The organism is Salinivirga sp., assembly GCF_055145285.1.
Genome location: NZ_JBSRDC010000052.1, coordinates 1 through 20048, shown reverse-complemented (window position 1 = coordinate 20048; position 20048 = coordinate 1). Strand labels below are relative to the sequence as shown.

The window sequence follows — 20048 nt, the reverse complement described above, 5'->3', positions numbered from 1 at the left end:
TGTGTAGATTCGCATAATCTATTGCTTTCATATTATGGACAAGAACAGGATCAAATATTTACGCAGTTTGCACCAGAAAAAATTCAGACAGGAAAATTCAGAATTTCTTGTTGAAGGTAACAAACTGGTCAATGAATTAATGCACGCTGATTTTGAAATCAAAAATGTATATGCCGTAAATGCTGAGGAGCTGGATCGTGGTTCAATAGAAGTTGAACATATTACACCCAAAGAACTGGATCGTATCAGCACGCTGAAAAACCCCAATAATGCTATTGCTTTAGCTACAATTCCGGAACCAAGAATGCCTGACATGGATACAATTGCCAATAATTTGAGTCTTGTATTGGAAAATATTCAGTATCCGGGCAATATGGGTACTATATTACGCCTGGCAAATTGGTATGGTATTCAACATATATTTTGCAATGCCGAAACAGTCGAATGCTTTAACCCTAAGGTTGTGCAGTCTTCCATGGGAGCTCTCTATCGCGTAAAGGTTCATTATACTGACATTTACAGGTTGGTGGAGGAAGCGACAAACCTTCCTGATTTTGGTATTTATGCCACTCATTTGGAGGGACAGAATCTTTACGAAACATCGCTATCTTCCAACGGTTTAATTATCATAGGTAATGAGTCTCAGGGATTGTCAGATAAAATAAGTTCGATGGCCGTGCAAAAAATAAAAATCCCTTCATATCCGCCCGAAGACACTGGCATGGAATCTCTGAACGTGGCCATTGCCACAGCTGTTACAGTTTCAGAGTTCAGACGCCGGACAATGGAGTAATACCCAAATTGAGCGATTATTCCCTTCGGTCATGCGCTAAAGGTTCTCGCTCACTACCTGCCCCGTACACGAAGTGTCGGGGACTAAGAAATTGTAAGGTTTTCACCTCACCTATTCAGTGAAACCCAACAATTTTTAAGTCGGTCCGGCAGCTGCCGGATAAGTAAAGCGCGTTTTCACTACGTTCAAACCGCTCAACTTAGGTAATACAAACATCATTACTTTTTCTTTAAAACAGCAATATGATTATTCCCGGGCTTGTAATTACCCCAGTTCTTGTCAATGAAATATTTGGTAGTTTTCCATTTGCGCAAATCTACAAGCGCGGTTTGCTCATAATTTGCTAACAGTTGCTCCAGCTCAGACTTGAAATCTTTTGCAGAATCATCATCCATGAAATTTGCCATATAGACAATATAGTCCGGCGGATTAACGAGCAATTTTTTCACCATCGTATCTTTATAAGCTGTATATAGGCTGTCATTCTTAATTTTAGTCAGCAATCTCATAAAGTGGAAACGTACCGGAGCTTGTTTGTTTGTATAGACATATATCTGAGGCTCAAGGCCCAAAACAAGCAACTGATCATCTGCGTCCATTTGCTCATTTAAATAATCAGCAATTTTTTTGGTAGCTGGAAACAGATCTGAACCATAAGTCTTTTTAACAGGTTGATTTACATCATCGCCGAAATAATAACTGCGATTTTGAAAAATATTGAAAATAAAAACCACACTAAGTCCAATAAGCAGTATTAAAATGCCCTTTTTGAATAAATGAGAAAGTGCATAAAAAAACATACCTACCAGCAATGCCATAGCCGGATAAATAAAAAGCCAGTAATGCCCAAAAAACCTGAATCCGGGAGCAACAGCGACAAAAGAAAACACAACAAACAATGTTAGTAATATCTTAAAATGCAGAGGATTACGCAAAACCCAAAAAAGAATCAACCCCATCAAAGAAAGTATCCACATTATAAGGTGGGTTTGACTAATTCGCTGCACCATATAGGCAATGTTTGCAAAAACCTTATCTAACCCTCTTGATGACACATAATCAGCTGAAGAATGAATGGTCCAATAAATCATTTCTTCGAAAGCTCCCTGGAAAAATAGAATTACAGCTACCAAAATAACCGGTATGATTCCGCCTATGGCATAAAAAGTAAGATACTTTAATATTTGTTTGTAACGATATTGCCTCACCAACAATATCGTAATGAGTGCTATAACCGAAAAAAAGATGAAAATTATACCGTTTTGTTTAATTAACAGCCCTGTGGACATTATAATTCCCGCGACCACGTATAACCAAAGATGCTGTTTATTAAGCGCGTGTACCAAGGTTAGAAAACCCAAAACAACAAAAAATATTACCAGATGTTCTGATTGCGCTGTAAACCCGGATGCAAATGGACTCAATGAATAAAGCGCAAATGATGTAGCTGAAATCCAACCAGTTAAAGGATTAAAAAGTTTTTTCACGAGTAAAAAAACAACCATAATAGTAAGCACATTCACAACCGTAAAAGCTAAATGTAATTCGGTGAGCGAATAACCAAATATTGCAATTAGTGCGGCATAGGCATAAAAGATGACGGGAAATTTTCTCTCAAAAAAATCCACATACGGAATTTTACCATCTAATATTTGTTGTCCAAGGTAAGCATATGAGCCCTCGTCCCGCTCAAAAGGAGTCTCAAGCAGGTGGAAACGAATGACAACACTGACAATAATAGTCAGCAACACTAACCACCATGATAAATTTTTATAATTATTGCTGCAAAAATAGGGTTTGATAAGCATAGCTTTAATAATCTGCAGAATCGGTATATAATAATGCGGCTATATTATTTCAGCAATTTTTCTGGCTACTTTTACTCCATCGAGCGCACTTGATACTATGCCACCGGCATATCCGGCACCCTCACCAGTTGGGTACAGTCCTTCATATGGAAAAGATGTCAAAGCATCTTTATCACGATAAATACGAACAGGACTTGAGGTTCGGCTTTCGAGCCCAATAACCAAAGCATCGTTTGTTAAAAAACCGTGCATTTTTTTTCCAAATGCTTTAAAAGCCATTTTAAGTCTCGTACTTACATTTTCTGGTAGCCAAAAGTGCATTGGCGATGAAATGATTCCCGGGAAATAAGAATTTTCAGGCATATCGGATGAAATCCGGTTATTGACAAAATCGGCCATACCTTGAGCCGGGGCAACTTGTCCCTGACCTCCGTTTACAAATGCCATTTTCTCTAATTTTTCCTGGTATCGCATACCTGCCAGGGGGTCTGCATCAACTCCCGGAATATCTTCTGTTCTAAGCTCTACCACCATTCCAGAATTGGCAAACATACCATTACGTTTTGAGGGCGACATACCATTTACAACAAGTTGGTCATTGGCTGTGGCTGCGGGGACAATAAATCCACCCGGGCACATACAGAATGAATATACTCCCCGGTCGTCGACTTGCTTCACGAGTTTATAACTGGCCGGTGGTAAATTTGGGTCGGGATTTTTGCTGTGGTACTGAATCTGATTGATAAGTTCCTGGGGATGTTCCAGGCGAACACCTATAGCAAACCCCTTTGCTTCGAGCATAATACCTCTGCTTTGCAGCATTTCATATACATCCCTTGCAGAATGTCCTGTAGCAAGCACAATATGTTTTGCTGCCAATGTGCGGCCATCGTTTAGTTTTACTCCTTTTAGCTCTTCGCCCTCTGCAACAAGGTCTACTACGCGCTGCTGAAACAAAATTGAGCCGCCTGCATCGAGTATTGTTTGCCTAATATTAACCACAACCTGCGCCAATACATCAGAGCCAATATGAGGATGCGATTCGTATAAAATTTCTTCCTGGGCCCCGTGCAGGTACAATAATTCGTATATACGTCTGATATCACCGCGTTTTTTGCTTCGGGTGTAAAGCTTTCCATCGGAGAATGTGCCTGCCCCGCCTTCTCCAAAAGCATAATTCGAATCCGAATCGACGTAATGTTTTGTGCTAATGGCGGCAACATCGCGTTTACGCTCGCCTACACGTTTTCCTCTTTCGATAATAACCGGTTTTATGCCTTTTTCTATAAAAGTAAGGGCTGCAAAGAGACCTGCTGGTCCGGCACCTACAATAACTACTTCAGGGGCTCTTGATACATCGTTGGCTTCGAATGGTGGGATTATGTAATCGTTATCCTCAATATCAGTATAAAGCTTTGCCGCCATATTAATCTTAACAGGGGGTCTGCGGGCATCAATGGATTTGGAAACGATTTGAAATTTTATGACATCATTCATCTTAACACCTGCCTTTTGGGCAAACTTTGCTATATAAATTTCCGGATTCGCTGCCTCTTCAGGTGTTAGCGTTAATTGTAGTTGATGCGCCATGAAAAATAAATTTATTCGACAAAAATAAGCAAGGTAAACATGCGGGAGTTGAGTCGGTCATAAAACCGTGTATACTCAGTATTATCTTCTTTGATTACATTCATCATACCAAAAGAGAACCGCAGTTCTGTTGCCAGCTTAAAGAACGGGAAATAATAATCGATACCAACCCCGGCCTCCAGATAAAAATCCTGCTGCTTAAGCCGTATCTTGGGTCGCTCTTCTTCTTTAATCTTTTTTCTGGCCTCAAGATCAATCGCATAATTACCTCCGAAAAGCAAATATGGACGCCAGTTATTAAGGCGTTTAGCCCTGTATTTAAAATATAAAGGGAAGCTTAAAAAAGTAGATTCTATCTGCATCAGATGATTTTCTAATACGGTATCGGATTGTACAGTATTTACATGGGTGTATTTGATGTCTCGCTGCCCGAAAGCCAAACCCGGAATAAACCGGAGATCGAAATTTTCGCCTAAACGCAGATTGCCCACCATGTGAATATTGAATCCGGGTCGCGGATTATTTTCTACTGCGTATACGGTATCAAAACTTGTCAATAATTCCTGGCGTGGTATAATTCTAAAGTCCATCTGATTATAGCCCACTGCAAATCCAAAATGAAAAGGGTATTCATCGTAATTCGGCTTATTCCAAACATGTTTGCCTTCCTGGCCATAAGCACCAAGAACCATGATAACAAAAACAAAGAATATGCTAATGCGCTTAATCATAAAGTTTAAAACGTTGTGACAATAATCATAAAGTTTAAAACGTTGTGACAATAATTTATTGTGCGAATTTACTTTTTTCCCTGATACATACAAGCTACGCCAAAGGTAAATGGTTTATAATTACAATTTTTAAACCCTGTTTGCTCAAGCAATTTAATGAAATTATTTCTTTCAGGAAAAGCATTTACCGATTCAGGTAAATAATTATATGCGCGGTTATTACCAGAAAAAACGCTACCGATAAGTGGTAAAATAGCATTAAAATAAAGCTTAAACAACACTGCAAACAAACCTTTGCGCGGTTGGGAAAACTCCAGAATAATGATTGTCCCGTCTTTTTTCAGCACCCGATGCATCTCATGCAATCCTTTTTCGAGATCTTCGAAGTTGCGCACACCAAATGCAGAGGTAACAGCATCAAAACGTTCGTTTGGGAACTGTAAGTTTTCTGCATCGCCTATATTCAGATGCACATTAAACCCAAGTTTACGACGGTCTATTTTTCTGTTGGCCCGTTCGAGCATTACGGCTGCTATATCAACTGCATCTATTTTAATGTCCGGCATTCGTTTAGCTGCAGCAATGGCCAGATCACCTGTTCCACAGGCAACATCGAGCATGCGAACTGGTGGGTTTTGCTGAAGTTTTTTCACAACCCTTCTGCGCCATATGCGATCAATACCAAGCGATAAAAAGTGGTTTAAAAAATCGTACCGTGGAGCTATGTGGTTGAACATGCCAGCCACTTGTTCCTTTTTCGACAAACGGTTCTTGTATGGTGTAACCTTATTAGTCTTCAAGATAAGATGCTAGGGTTTCTGAATACAACTTCCGGGCTTCATCAACAAAACCAAAGGATTTATCATCTATACGCATTTCTCCTTTTGTGACATGACCTAACGCTGAAAATGGAATATCGAGTTTCAATAATAAATCAATAAACTGTGTTTCATCTTTTTCAGCACATGTAACGATTACACGACTTTGGGATTCCCCAAAAAGAAATGCATCGGTACGTATTTCTGCATCGGAGGTAATGTCGAACCCAAGATTACGTGGAATAGCTGATTCCACAAGGGTAATGTATAACCCGCCGTTGGAAACATCATGTGCCGACTGGATTAATTTCTGGTCAACGAGTTGTAGGATGGCATTTTGTAATTTAAATTCAAAATCGAGGTTGAAATCAGGTACGGGACTACCTTCAATACCATGATATGAAGTAAGATACTCAGACTGACCAATATCATTTTTAGAAGTTCCCAACATATAAATCATATCTCCCTTTTGCTTGAAGTCAAGTGTCATCAACTTATTTTTATCTTCGATAAGTCCCAACATTCCAATGGTTGGTGTTGGATGCACTGGTACTTCTTTGCCACTTACACTACTTTGATTGTAAAAACTAACGTTACCACCGGTTACAGGAGTATCGAACTTTTTACATGCACGACTCATGCCTTTTATAGCTCCCACAAACTGCCAGTATACTTCGGGGTTGTATGGATTTCCAAAGTTCAGACAATTTGTAATGGCCAGTGGTTTGGCACCTGAACAAACTAAATTCCTGGCGGCTTCGCTCACTGCTATGGCTGTTCCAATTTCAGGATCGGCCTTGACATAACGCCCGTTGCAATCCACCGTGAGGCCTAATGCCCGGTTTGTACCTTTAATATTGACAATACCTGCATCTGACGGCCGGTTAGTCGTCATGTTGCGAGTACCTACCATGGAATCGTATTGTTGCATAACCCAGTCGCGGCTTACATTATTGGGGTGTTTAAGAAGTTCATCAGCCACAACTTTAAGATCCTTTGGCTTTGTTACTTCATCTATTGAAAAATTCAGATACTCTTTGTAATATGCCGGTTCGCGGAACTCACGGTCGTATTGTGGCGCTCCTCCACCAAGCACAAGAGCTGAAGCAGGCACATCAGCTACCTGTTGCCCTTTAAAATTGAAATATAATCTATCTTCGTTGATAACTTCGCCTATAATCTCACAATTCAAATCCCATTTTTCAAATACTGCTTCTACTTCCTTTTCACGGCCCTTCTCTACACATATCAACATGCGTTCCTGACTTTCTGAGAGCAATATTTCCCAATCATTCATATTTTGCTGACGCAAGGGTACTTTATCCAAATCTATGCGCATACCGCTATTGCCTTTTTCCGACATTTCGCTTGTGGAACAAATTATTCCTGCAGCACCCATATCCTGCATACCAACAACAGCGCCTGTTTCTATTACTTCAAGGGTAGCTTCCAAAAGCAATTTCTCCTGGAAAGGGTCTCCGACCTGAATCGATGGAATATCTTCAGCAGAATCTTCGGTAATATCGGCTGAGGCAAATGTTGCACCATGAATACCATCTTTACCTGTTGAGGATCCTACAATGTAAATAGGATTTCCTTCACCTTCAGCCTTAGCACTTACCACATTACCTTTTTTCATCACGCCAACGCTCATAGCATTCACCAATGGATTGGTATTGTAGCTTTTGTCAAAAACTACTTCACCACCAACAACCGGGACACCAAATGCATTGCCATAATCTCCAATACCTTTCACAACGCCTTTCATGTGCCATTTGGTACGGTCAATTGTTAAATCACCAAAACGCAGGCTGTTCAGTTGCGCTATTGGACGAGCCCCCATGGTAAATATATCGCGATTGATACCGCCGACGCCTGTAGCAGCGCCCTGATATGGTTCAACAGCACATGGATGATTGTGCGATTCAATCTTAAAGGCACAAGCCATATTACCACCAATATCAACCAATCCGGCGTTTTCTTCACCGGCGGCTGCCAGGACGGCTTTTCCTTCCTTAGGTAATTTTTTAAGCCACTTGATGGAATTTTTATATGCTGCATGCTCCGACCACATGACAGAAAATATACTTAACTCGGTAAAGTTGGGTTCTCTTCCAAGAATTTCTTTTATTTTATCGAACTCTTCAGGCAATAAACCCAGCGATTTCGCGGTATTTATATCGACTTGGTTTTGTGTCATTTTGCTTTGGCGTTTGTATGAAAATTATGAACGCAAACTTAATAATTTTTTTGAGGTGTACCGATGCATTAAACAAAAAACAATGTAAGTTATGGACTTCGGCATGCAAATCGGATTAAAACAACAGGCTTAGCAAGTAAAAAATGTATGTACTTCAGTTTTTTTCTGAATATTCACCTCATTTATTTAATTTTGGGCACAACTCATTGGTAAATTCATGGAAATATTTTGGTCGTTACCATATCTGGCATTTATCATCTGGCTAATCCCCAGAATTCCTTTTTTTAGAAAATCAGGAATATCCGCTGTCGGGTTAAGAATTATCTTTTCGATTAAAGCATTAATGGGGATAGCTTTAATTTTGGTGTATAAATATTATTACCCTCCTGGTAGTGCTGATATTTTTAACTATTTCACTGATGGCAAAGTGCTTTTTAGTGCCTTGAGCATTAATCCGTATGACTATTTTAGTATGCTGACAGGAATTGGCGATGATGCGCCGCACCTGATGCATTATTACGACAAGATGAATTTCTGGTTAAAAGATTTCAATTACAATTTATTTAATGATAATAAAACGGTGATTCGGTTTAATGCCTTAGTGATGCTGTTTTCCTTCAAAAACATATACGTTCATGCTTATATAATGAATTTTCTCTCGTTTATTGGATTGGTGGGCATGTTTCGGTTTCTTCTGCAGGTAGTAAAAGCCAATAAATGGGTTGCACTTTTGGTGGTAGTCCTTCCTCCATCGCTCCTGTTTTGGGGCTCCGGTTTATTAAAAGAAGGCATCGTAATTTTTGCACTGGGTATGCTGCTTCATGCTCTTGCTCTAATTGATAAGCACCGGTTATCACTCAAACCCTATATTACACTGATTTTAGCTCTGGCAATATTTAGCATTTCGAAATTCTATGTGCTAATGGCTATTTTACCAGCCATTTTAAGCTATTACTTAGCCAAAGCCACCGGTAAAAACTGGATGTCTTTTTTGAGTGTACACCTATTTTTACTTTTGGCAATTTTTCTTCTCCCCATGGCAGGATTGCCAGATATTCCGGAACTTATCAGCAGAAAGCAAAATGATTTTATAAATTATGTGCAATCGCTCAATCATGTTGGTAGCTATATTGACAGCCCGCGGCTCACAAGTAATTTTTGGGATTTTATCACGCAGGGATTTCGGGGTCTGTTTATCACACTATTCAGACCACATCCATTGGAAGCCCACAACCTGGCCATGATCCCGGCGGTGATAGAAAACCTCATTACCATGGTTTTAATTTTTTTAGCTTTCATTTTCCATAAGCGAAAAATCAACAGACGGGCAATGCTGTTTTTAGGGTCATTTACCTTAATACTTTTTGCCCTTGCAGGAATGACAACTCCTGTACTGGGAGCCCTTGTGCGATACAAAATACCTGCACAACCTTTTTTATACGGTTTACTACTTTTGAGTATTGACTGGAAAAAAGCTGAAAAGCTGATAAAAAAATGGTTTCCACATATTAACCAGGCACAAAAAACATTGAACGAACATCTATTTAATGAAGTGCAAAAATGAATGTTTAGATTATTGAAAAACACGGAATGGAAAACATCGTATTTGCTCAAATATTTTTTACTAACTTCGCTATATATCTAACCCGATAAAATGGATAAAATGAATAAAATAGCACTTATTACGGGAGCCACTGCCGGCATTGGAGAAGAAACCGCCACACAACTGGCAGGTCAGGGCTACCATGTGATTATTACAGGCCGACGTAAAGAAAGACTTAAAAAACTTGCTGAGCGTATAAAATCTTCATGCAATGTGGAGGTTTTAACCCTCACTTTTGATATTCGTGAAAGAGCAGAAGTCGATGATGCCATTGACAACCTGCCAACTGAATGGAAAGCCGTTGATTTACTTGTAAATAATGCAGGACTTGCTGCCGGCATGAAGCATTTACAGGAAGGCGACATCAATGACTGGGAGCAAATGATTGACACAAACGTTAAAGGTTTGTTGTACATATCGCGCAAAATAATGCCCGGCATGGTTGAACGTGAAAAAGGGCATATAATAAATGTAAGCTCAATTGCAGGTAAGGAAGTTTACGAAAAAGGCAACGTATACTGCGCAACCAAACACGCAGTTGAAGCCATTACAAAAGGTATGCGCTTAGATATGCTCAAACATGGTATTAAAGTTAGTTCTGTGAGTCCCGGATTGGTAGAAACAGAATTTTCTATGGTGCGGTTTAAAGGCGACGAGGACCGTGCAGCTTCAGTATATGATGGATTGGAAGCCCTGCGTGCTGAAGATATTGCAGAAACAATTGTTTGGATTGCATCGAGACCTCCTCATGTGAATATCAACGATGTACTTATAACACCAACAGCGCAAGGTAATTCTACTACCACAGTAAGAAAATAATAAATAAACAACATGAGCATAAAAAGCGGCTATTCATAAAATGAGTAGCCGCTTTGTTAGTGATATTAACAACTTTTCAAGCAATTACCTGGCTATAATAATATTTTCAATGCCTTGCTCATCCGTATCATAAAAGCGAAACAAATATATGCCATCGGAAAATTCATTGACTGGTATTTCTAAAATTTCTCCGGTTTGAATATTCTGCTCGTCAATCAGTACTACATCTCCTGACGCAGAAATCATTTCGTAATGTATCCAACCACCGGTTTCGCGATGCAACCGGATCCAAATAGTATTGGAGGCGGGATTTGGCCAAATCGTGATTTGTTGCTGCTTTTTCGGTCCATTTATACCCGTCGGATCGGTAACAAATATGGAATCCGTAGCAGCGCAGCCCTGATAGTCCGTAGCAGTTACAGTATACCATCCCGGACTGCTTACAAAAACGGTTTGCCCACTCTCGCCAGTGCTCCATTCATATGATGCATATCCTCCGGGGGCAGTAATTGTAGCCGGATAACTGCCGGGCCTTAAAGTATCACTGGCAAAAGCCATAGTATTGAGGTGCATGGTGAATGTTTGGGTTACGCTATTATTGGAAGGTTCTTCATCGCCGCCATTATCCAGGGTAACTTCTAAAACTCCAGCGGTTTCTTCTTCGTAGGCTGGTATTTGCATGAAGGTATAAGTGTAATTTTCCTGCGGATAAACACTATCTTCCAGGGTAAAAATTTCCTCTATTTCAGCACCTCCGTTAAGGGCATAACTGATATAAAATGCCCGCCCCTGGCGCACCGGAACGCCACTTTGATTGCTAAATAAGGCAGTTACCGCAGGAAAACTATTAAAACAATCTCCTTGTGGCTGTATGATTGATTCTGCAGCCCAATCGAAAATATTTACGTTTACACGGCGACTGTCGCTGCCTGCGCAACCTAAACTATTGGTAACCGTTACAGAATACAATCCCGTACCGGTAATATTTGTCTCATCAATTGTGAAAGTTTGGTTTGTTGAATTATCGTGCCACAAATAAGAAACATATCCGTCACCAGCATCAAGCACATAAGGCAATTGACTAATGGTTATTTCGTTTCCAAGATCAATGTCAGCCGGCCCATAAGTTTCTATTGCTTGATTAAGGGTATTATCAGATATTGTGGCATCAAAATCTGCTTCAAGATTTATACTCATATCATAAGTGCCTACTGCAGCCAAATCAACTCCCAGAGTAAATGTGTAATCAATAGAATCTCCCGGGTAAAGTGGTTCTGAAAGATTTAGAATTTCGGTGGCTACATCGGGACTTATTATATTTAAAGTTATAGATTCACCAGCATCGATGGTATCAACTCCACTATTTAACAGGCGTACAGTAATATTTTCATCAAGTGAATGCTGACAAGCCGATTGTGGTGCAACCAATTTATGGAATCCAATATTTTTTTGATTCACAAGCACCGTATCCATCGTTGCACAACCATGAATATCTGATACTGTAACGGCGTAGTATGGTTCGTTCAAAGTATCGAGTTGTAAAGTATCATTATCGATACCCACGTGCCACATGTAACTAACATAACCTGGTGGTGTAACAATGAGATCTATTGTATCGGGCTGGGTACTGTTTATAATGTCATAATTGATATTTATGGGCGGGTAACCATAGGTTTCAATTGTTTTAATAATAGTATCGTTTGCAGAAGTTGCATCTTTTTCAAAACTTATTGCAGAAACCAGGTCATAGCGCATAAACGCAGACATGTCAAATGGCTCATTTATTCTGCGAATAATATCATCACCGGCAAATAATGTATCGGTTAATGATAGATTATGCCTGTACCACTCACTACCATTAACCTGGTAGCCGAGCTGAATATTTTCTCCCGGATAGAGTTTATCGGGGCCACTATTGATTATTCGTAAATCGAAATGCTGATTTTCGGATAATTCACATGAACTCTCCGGGTTTATGATTTCTGCAAGCTGCAAATTATAAGTAAAAACCTGTACTGAATCACTATCTGTACCACAACCATCTTCATTACTAACAGTTACTTTGTAAAGAAATGATGTGTCCTGATCTGCAATAAAATAAGGATTAATTGAACCATCGTGCCACACATAAGAGCTAAACTGGGTAGAAGCATCAAAAAACAGTGTATCGGGCCGGGTAGTAAAAACTGTGTCAGGGCCTAATTCAACATCAGGATACCCCAGGGTGGCTATAGTAGATATTGCAGTGTCGTTTGCTGTGCTGTTGTCTATTGCTTTATCGAGCCAGATGGTTAACTGATAGGTTCCTGTATCCTCCATATCAAGTGTTGTATTCAGGTCTATAAACCTGGAACTATTAGGCTCAATTGTTTGATTCAATGTATAATCCTCATAAACAAGCTCCTGCTCGTTTAGTTGAATGCCAAATACCCACTGTTCGCCAATATTCACATAGTCACCACTGCGGTTTTCAACCTGCACTGTTATTGTTTCGCTATTTGAGTGCTCACAGTTGGTTACAGGTGTTTGTATATTAAGAATTCCAATGTCGCTCGTATTCAAGAATACTGAATCAATAGTGGGTCCACAATTATAGGTATCATTTATTGTAACATAATACCATTGTGATACATCACTGGTTACATTAAAGGTTTGATTCACGCTATTGTCCTGCCAAAGGTAAACATCCATTCCGGCACCTGCATCAAGCACTACGGTATCGGGTTGGGCAGTGTAAATTGTATCGCCATAAAAACCTACTATCGGCTCCCCCCATGTATTTGTTTGCAACAAAATGGTATCATTAGACTTATCGAGGTCTTTGTCAATATTGCTAAAAACTGCAATATTATATTGTTCAGGCGCACTCATATCTATGCCTGTATTAAAAGTAAACTGTACGGATTCTCCAACTGCAAGAGGGCTCGATAGTGTAAGGGTATCTAACACCTTAGGCTCCTGGTTCACCCGGTAGGCAACCGGTAGTTTATCTCCAACTGAAAATGCTTCCCCATGATTTATGAGTTCAACCTCCATAAACACCGGATCAGGTCTCTGACACTGATCGGGAATTAATGTTAGTACCTGGGCAAGCTCCATATCATCTACTGAGTTAATAACCTCTGTAGAATCAACAGCAGTGCAGCCGTTGCCATTGGTCACTGTAACCGAATAGATACCTTCTGAATAGGCCTGAAAGACCTGGCCCGTATATCCACTACTCCAATTATAAGTATATCCCGCACCAGCATCTAGTTCAACATATGGGCTGTTTTTACCTGTTACATCGGGGAAAGGATTGTATTGAGGCATTCCTTCCACACTAACCTGAGTATAAAGCGTATCATTATTTGATGAATAAAAACCGGGCGTTTCATTGTATTTATTAATAAATTCAAATGCATAAGTTCCGGCAGTATCCATATAAAGCGCCGTATCGAAAGTGAATAAACGAGTATCGTTCACAGCCAGCGGTGAAGTGAGTTCAAATGTATCGCGTAGTATAAAATGCTCCTTGAAATACAAATTAATGGGCACCTCCAAGCCACCGGGTAATGCGCTTACTCCCGTATTTTGTATTTCGATTTGTGGTTGAATTGCCGCCCCAAGCTCACAACTGGTTAATGGATAGACAAGTGCACTCAAACCAATATCGTAAGGTGCATCATAAAGCCGAACGCGATCAATAGCAACACCCTCATTTTCAATAGTTCCATCAGATTCTATTACAATTCGGAATTTAACAGATTGGTATGCAGTAAGCTCTTGCGGAAGTAAATTTCTTGCTATCATCCATCCGCTGTTGGATTGATCCCATCCGGGATTTTCCAATGAAGTCACATTGCTGTTGGTATACCAGTTTTGGCTGTAATCGGGATGTTCAGCTAAAAACTCCCACGATGCACCATTATCTATAGAATACCAAACATTGGCTCCATCTATACCTGTTTGAAAGTCGGTAAAAATGGCAAATTCTAACACTGGCGCCGCTGCGGTAGTGAAATCAAAGCAAGGACTTTGAATATAGCTGGAATCATTAGCAAGATAACTACCTTCATAATTGGTAACCCAGCACAACTGTCCATGATAGGCAGTGTCGATATAAGGACCTGAAATTGCCTGATGAGGCTTTCTTATTTCCCAGGTGCTGTTTTCACCCCCACGCATCCAATAATCTGCTCCTGCTTCAAAACTTTGGCTATAGGGCAAGCTATAGGAAGGTGTTACATGAATCAAGGTATCCATTCGGTTATTGGCTGTAAACTCATCTTCGGGCAATACGGTACGTGCAATCACCTGATAAGTTCCTGGTAGCAACATATTGGCAGTATTTGTAAAGGTGTAGGTAGTTTCACCCCCTACCGGAATAGACGCATTTAATAATTCCTGAACCCAGGTAGTACCATTATCGATAGAATATTCAACAGGGATATTAGCCGGTGAAGCTTCTCCACCATAATTTTTTACCTGAACTGTTACAATATCATCTTCCGTATGACCGCAACCATCGCCGGGTGAAACCCACGCAGACACACCTACATCGTAGGCAATATAGTCTCCTGTAATCGCAAAATTGTCTATGTTCCAGCCGCTCTGATTATTTTCTTCATCGGATGGACCCAGAGCAAAACGCATTTGAATGCTATCTTTATAATACAATGTATCATGCAGCCCATATTCGTAAACGCGCCAGAAATTATCATTATTGTAATTATTGTTGATCCATACTCTTCCCCAACCAGATTGATTTCTCCGGACATCAATGGTGGCATCATCGAAAAAATCGACATTGAGCCAGCGCCAAAAAAACACATCCAAATCTTTAAAATAATCTACGTTTACATAAGGAGAAATGGCCTGATAAGCTGCTCCAGTTAAATTATTCTCATAGGCACCTTCGGTTGCTCCCAATCCTGTAAGATCGGTTCCCAGCACGTTTGAAGCGCTCACAGCAAATTCAGGATCAGGATTTCCATCCCCTGTAAGACCAAGTCCGGTAGGTTGATCAATTTCGAATTCTTCAAGTAAGTTCCAATTCACCATCCCCTCAAAATCATCATAAAATAATGATTCTTTGAGCAACAATTTTCCGGACGGATCCAGCACTTCATAAGGATAGGTATATCCTTCGATAATAATATCATCAATATTTACCCTGGCATCTAACACATGATCATGTTGCTCATGGGATATATCCGACTTTACATTATAGGTCAACCAAAAAACATTATCACCAAAAGAGAGTGGAACGGTAAGATCTGTAAAGGTTACTTCACCTTGTTCAAAATTCATATTACCGGCCACAAATTCTACATTTCTGAGTAATGTATCTTTAGCATAATAAAGTGACACACCTCCATTTTCTAAATCGGTGTCATCTGTGTTTAATGACTGGTAGGTAATTTCTTCTAAATTTAGACTTCCTGTATTACCGACAACTTTAATCGTTGTAAGTAAAATTGGATTACTTTCAGAGCCAGAAGGAACCGTAGTGTATGAAAAATTTTGTGCACCAATAGTTTTAACTTGTAACGGTACAACACCAACCTCAATAACTTCTACCATATCGATACATATACCACCACCATAATTTGTTTTGCCTTTAAAAGCTATCGCTGATGTAGAACTTGTGAGGGAATCAGGAATCTGAATTTCTTCAAATTCCCACGCAGAAACGGCTGTTCCATAGTAAGCAATTTCAACCCAGACACTATCAGGATGTACCCGGCATTCCACTGATAATTCATCAATCCCAACAAATTCTGTCATGGCATGCCCAAACTGAAGTTGGGCCTTAACTACATCTCCCAAATCTATCATTGGTGTGATAAGACGGGTAATTTTTGATGATCCGGCTTGCTGCAAGATAACGTTATAATTACCCTGAAATGCAGAATCAGGATGTTCACCATTCAAACCACCACTTTCAATATACCATGATGCAGTGGAAGTGAGATATTGTTGTGTCCAGGTTATGGGAATTCCATCTTCAAAATCTTCACTGAAGAATACCTGGGCATCGACCTGGTTAGTCCAAATTACGAATAGGGCAATAAATGCATAAACAAGCTTTCTCATGGGTTATTCTATATCTTTTTTTTTATAAATACGTTTTATTGGAGGTGCGGTTTTAACCAATCATCAATTATTTTTTAAAATTAATCAAAAACAAACAAAGCGCAATAAAAATAATTACTTCAGGACAATAACATACCAACGAGCACACATTCAATATTGTATAGAATAAAGCACCTCACATTATGATGCTTAGGTTCATCTAAATATTTTCACAAAGTAAAAAATTATTAGTAATATTGCCCTGTTAATGAGTTCTTAAAATTCAAAGACAGACAAAACAGTTGAAAGCACTTATTACTGGTCAAAATATTTGACATAGTAAAATTATAAAAAACTTACTCTAAAGCCTCAAAGACTTATGACTAATCCTGCAGCTTCTACCCTTAGGTTAATATTTCTCATCATTAGTATCAGTCTATATATCAACCTTACAACATACGGCCAAACAGACCAGGAATTCTGGTTTGTTGCTTCTGAAGTAAATGATGCACACGGAGGTGGCGGACAACCCACTTATTTACGCATTGCAACATACGATTTACCATCGGAAGTAACCATTACGCAACCTGCCAACCCGGCATTTACCCCGATAGTTATAAACATTCCTGCAAACGATACACGTTCGATCGAATTCAGACCAGGTGGTGGTGGCGCAGGCGTCTATGATCTGAATCTTATAGAAAACGAAATACAGGCTCCAACGCCTGCACGAGTAGGAAATATCAATAATATTGGCCTTAAGATATCCAGTACATCAAACATTACAGCATATTATGAAATTAGTTCAAATCTAAACAGGGAAATTATTGCCTTAAAAGGCCGTAATGGTGTTGGAAGAAATTTTTACGTGCCATTTCAAACCAATTTCAACAACTACCTTACAGCTGCATACCCTCTGGTTTATAGTGCAATTGACATTCTTGCCACGCAAGCTACAACAGTCAACATAAGACCAACTGTTGACATGCTAATATTTGCTGCCGGTGGAGACGTAATAATCCCCGCCAACACCACTTATTCAGTTAACCTCAATACCGGTGAAACTTTCACAGCCGTCCCATACGGTGTTGGCGATAATGCAACTTATAATATCAGTCGCAGAACCCGCCTGGCCGGAACACGTGTATGGTCAAACGACTCAGCACTTGTGGTACAAACCAAAGATGACCTTGTGCATGACGTGAGTTCTGTATATTGTAATGGCTGCGGCGGTGATGTGGATTATGTAGCTGATCAGTTAGTGCCGGTTAGTCTGCTGGGACAGACCTATGTGGTTATGAAAGGACAAATTACTACAGTACCCGAGTATGTGTACGTTCTGGCCACTCAAAACGGCACAACAGTGAGCTTGAATGGAACACCACAAGCCCCTGTGCTTAATGCGGGTGAACAAATGCCAATTAGAATTGATAACCTGGGAGCAAATTTTAACCTTATAGAGGCTGACCTCCCGGTTTCTGTGTTTCATGTATCCGGATTTGCAGGCCAGATGGGCGGAAGTATCCTCCCTCAAATTGACGTTTGCACAGGTTCTCAGGAGGTTGTATTCACTCGCCCTCAGAACTTTCCATTTTATATGAATATCCTCGTAAGAAAAGGGGCAGAAAATAATTTTGAGCTAAACGGTGCAGGCGGTCTCATAAATCCCATTGGCGGCTGGACTGAAATAGTGCCGAATGAATGGATGGCCGGAACGGTTGATGCCTCAGCCATCGTTGCCGCACAAACACCACAGGTGCTCACAAACGATGATGTATTTCACCTGGGAATAATCAATGGAATTGGTAGTGCTGACTGCTTTTACGGTTACTTCAGCGACTTTAACAAACTCGATGTTGCTGCCACCATAGTTGGAACCATCGACGGCTCAAAAGTACTTTGCTACGGAAAAAGTACACAGCTGATAGCCAGTTCGGGAAACTCGTACTTATGGACAGCTGATGCAACACCTTATTATATCAATGATCCCACAAGCCAGAACCCCATTGTATCGCCCCTGAGCAACCGAAAATATAAAGTTATTGTAGAAGGAGGTTGCAACCTTAGAGATTCTGCTTATGTTGATATCATAGTTTCTGACCCAATTGAAGCTTCTTTTGCATTAAGTGATGTGCTTGGATGTGCTCCAATGGATGTCGCCATAACTAATCATTCAGAAGATAACTACCCGGTAGCTAACTACGAATGGGATATGGATGGTGACAACAATCCTGAATATACTACAGGCCCCGACACAATATACCACACATTCAATAACACAACAAACGCACCCATCACATACCCAATAAAGCTTTTAACTGAGAATGTACTGCGATGCAAAGATTCTCTGTACGCTGACGTCACTGTCTACCCAGCCATTTATGCAGATTTTGAGCCAGATACTGCCGGATGTAACCCATTGACTGTGCCTTTTCGAAATTTGTCAAGTGGTGATACATCCACATTTGAATGGTCATTTGGCGATGGTGCCACATCTACGGAATTTGAACCTGTTCATCAATATCAAAACCTGACCATTAATATACAAACCTATACCGCCCAGCTAATTACAAAATCTCCCACATTCTTTTGCAAAGATACTGTAACAAAAACTGTTTCTGTGGAACCAGCATTATACGCCCAGTTTCATGTAGACCAAAATATGGGTTGTGCTCCGCTCGAAATTAATCCTTCTAATTTGTCATCACCAACAGGTTCAATTGATTCATACAAATGGATATGGGGCGATGGAGACACAACCTTTACCGACAACCCCGGTTCTCATACATACAATAACACTACAGCAATTGAGCAAGTTTACACTTTAAAACTTATAGCCTACAAAAACAATTGTACAGACACCACAGCGCTCAACATAAGAGTTTTTCCAGGAGTGGAAGCAGGTTTTGAGCAGAATTTAATAATTGGATGTCATCCGCTACCTGTAACCTTTCAAGACACATCCACCGGCGCAATAGCTGAACAGAAATGGTTCATGGGCGATGGCACAGTGATCAACAACCAGCTGAATCCCAGCCACCAATTTGAGAATTACAGCCCAGCAGATACAACATTCAATGTAGAGCTTATCATTGCATCAGCCAATGGATGTCAGGATACAGCCCGGCAAAACATAACTGTACATCCTTATATAAATGCAGGTTTTACACCAAATAAAATTAAAGGATGTGCCGATTTAGAAGTATCTGTTATCAACAAATCAGATGGAGCCATAAATAACTATGAATGGGACTGGGGAGATGGATCTCCTTTAAATGCAGCAGCAAATCCGACACCACATACTTATACCAATCCCACTGACAATATTATCCAAAATACCATTCAACTGGTTGTTGATAATGCCGCTGGTTGTACAGACACTACGGAGCAGCCCATTGAAGTATACCCCGTGGCTGACGCCACCTTCACAGCCGCTCCACTGACAGGCTGTAACCCTTTGGATGTGGATTTTGCGCATATGCCCACCAACAATGTGGATGTGCAGCTCAGCTGGGATTTTGGCGATGCTTCTTCGGGCAGCGACAGTGCCATTACCCACACTTACCTGCATTTCAACAATACAACCACTACTTTCGATGTGGAACTGGCCGTGCAAACTCCGCGCGGTT

At 40.2% G+C, this 20048-nt stretch carries 10 protein-coding genes; 4 read left to right on the top strand and 6 right to left on the bottom strand.

Annotated features, from left to right (window positions below; all coding sequences use genetic code 11):
* Window positions 1-34 precede the first annotated feature (34 nt).
* Window positions 35-793, top strand: coding sequence for a TrmH family RNA methyltransferase (locus tag ACTB0Y_RS09975; RefSeq protein ID WP_463206676.1), 759 nt, complete (start codon window positions 35-37; stop codon window positions 791-793).
* Between the two features lie 218 nt (window positions 794-1011).
* On the opposite strand, the gene ACTB0Y_RS09970 is transcribed toward ACTB0Y_RS09975, so the two are convergent.
* From ACTB0Y_RS09970 to purL, 5 genes are all read right to left on the bottom strand, one after another.
* A complete protein-coding gene (locus ACTB0Y_RS09970; protein WP_463206675.1) occupies window positions 1012-2601 on the bottom strand; it encodes an ArnT family glycosyltransferase in 1590 nt (529 codons plus the stop codon).
* Between the two features lie 39 nt (window positions 2602-2640).
* Window positions 2641-4191: an NAD(P)/FAD-dependent oxidoreductase gene (locus ACTB0Y_RS09965; protein WP_463206674.1), complete on the bottom strand. Its 1551-nt coding sequence runs from the start codon at window positions 4189-4191 to the stop codon at window positions 2641-2643.
* Between the two features lie 11 nt (window positions 4192-4202).
* Window positions 4203-4922, bottom strand: coding sequence for a type IX secretion/gliding motility protein PorT/SprT (gene porT, locus ACTB0Y_RS09960; RefSeq protein ID WP_463206673.1), 720 nt, complete (start codon window positions 4920-4922; stop codon window positions 4203-4205).
* Between the two features lie 68 nt (window positions 4923-4990).
* Entirely contained in the window at window positions 4991-5722 is a 732-nt protein-coding gene (gene ubiE, locus ACTB0Y_RS09955; protein ID WP_463206672.1) for a bifunctional demethylmenaquinone methyltransferase/2-methoxy-6-polyprenyl-1,4-benzoquinol methylase UbiE, read from the bottom strand.
* Window positions 5712-7940: a phosphoribosylformylglycinamidine synthase subunit PurL gene (gene purL, locus ACTB0Y_RS09950; protein ID WP_463206671.1), complete on the bottom strand. Its 2229-nt coding sequence runs from the start codon at window positions 7938-7940 to the stop codon at window positions 5712-5714. The genes ubiE and purL overlap by 11 nt, the downstream gene beginning before the upstream one ends.
* Before the next feature lie 217 nt (window positions 7941-8157).
* Here purL and ACTB0Y_RS09945 point away from each other — a divergent pair, with 217 nt between their 5' ends.
* Window positions 8158-9504: a hypothetical protein gene (locus tag ACTB0Y_RS09945; protein WP_463206670.1), complete on the top strand. Its 1347-nt coding sequence runs from the start codon at window positions 8158-8160 to the stop codon at window positions 9502-9504.
* Between the two features lie 99 nt (window positions 9505-9603).
* The gene (locus ACTB0Y_RS09940) at window positions 9604-10362 is read left to right on the top strand and encodes an SDR family NAD(P)-dependent oxidoreductase (RefSeq protein WP_463206669.1); all 759 of its coding nucleotides are present in this window, start codon (window positions 9604-9606) and stop codon (window positions 10360-10362) included.
* A gap of 84 nt (window positions 10363-10446) precedes the next feature.
* Here the strand turns inward: ACTB0Y_RS09940 and ACTB0Y_RS09935 are convergent, their stop codons facing one another.
* A complete protein-coding gene (locus ACTB0Y_RS09935; RefSeq protein WP_463206668.1) occupies window positions 10447-16440 on the bottom strand; it encodes a T9SS type A sorting domain-containing protein in 5994 nt (1997 codons plus the stop codon).
* A gap of 358 nt (window positions 16441-16798) precedes the next feature.
* Here ACTB0Y_RS09935 and ACTB0Y_RS09930 point away from each other — a divergent pair.
* On the top strand, window positions 16799-20048 hold a 3250-nt coding region (locus ACTB0Y_RS09930; RefSeq protein WP_463206667.1), incomplete at its 3' end, for a PKD domain-containing protein.

What these genes read in the sequence shown, in the direction of transcription:
- purL (WP_463206671.1), bottom strand. Translation starts at nt 7,940, where the DNA reads ATGACACAAAACCAAGTCGATATAAATACCGCGAAATCGCTGGGTTTA.
- ACTB0Y_RS09975 (WP_463206676.1), top strand. Translation starts at nt 35, where the DNA reads ATGGACAAGAACAGGATCAAATATTTACGCAGTTTGCACCAGAAAAAA.
- ACTB0Y_RS09935 (WP_463206668.1), bottom strand. Translation starts at nt 16,440, where the DNA reads ATGAGAAAGCTTGTTTATGCATTTATTGCCCTATTCGTAATTTGGACT.
- porT (WP_463206673.1), bottom strand. Translation starts at nt 4,922, where the DNA reads ATGATTAAGCGCATTAGCATATTCTTTGTTTTTGTTATCATGGTTCTT.
- ACTB0Y_RS09970 (WP_463206675.1), bottom strand. Translation starts at nt 2,601, where the DNA reads ATGCTTATCAAACCCTATTTTTGCAGCAATAATTATAAAAATTTATCA.
- ACTB0Y_RS09940 (WP_463206669.1), top strand. Translation starts at nt 9,604, where the DNA reads ATGAATAAAATAGCACTTATTACGGGAGCCACTGCCGGCATTGGAGAA.
- ACTB0Y_RS09945 (WP_463206670.1), top strand. Translation starts at nt 8,158, where the DNA reads ATGGAAATATTTTGGTCGTTACCATATCTGGCATTTATCATCTGGCTA.
- ACTB0Y_RS09965 (WP_463206674.1), bottom strand. Translation starts at nt 4,191, where the DNA reads ATGGCGCATCAACTACAATTAACGCTAACACCTGAAGAGGCAGCGAAT.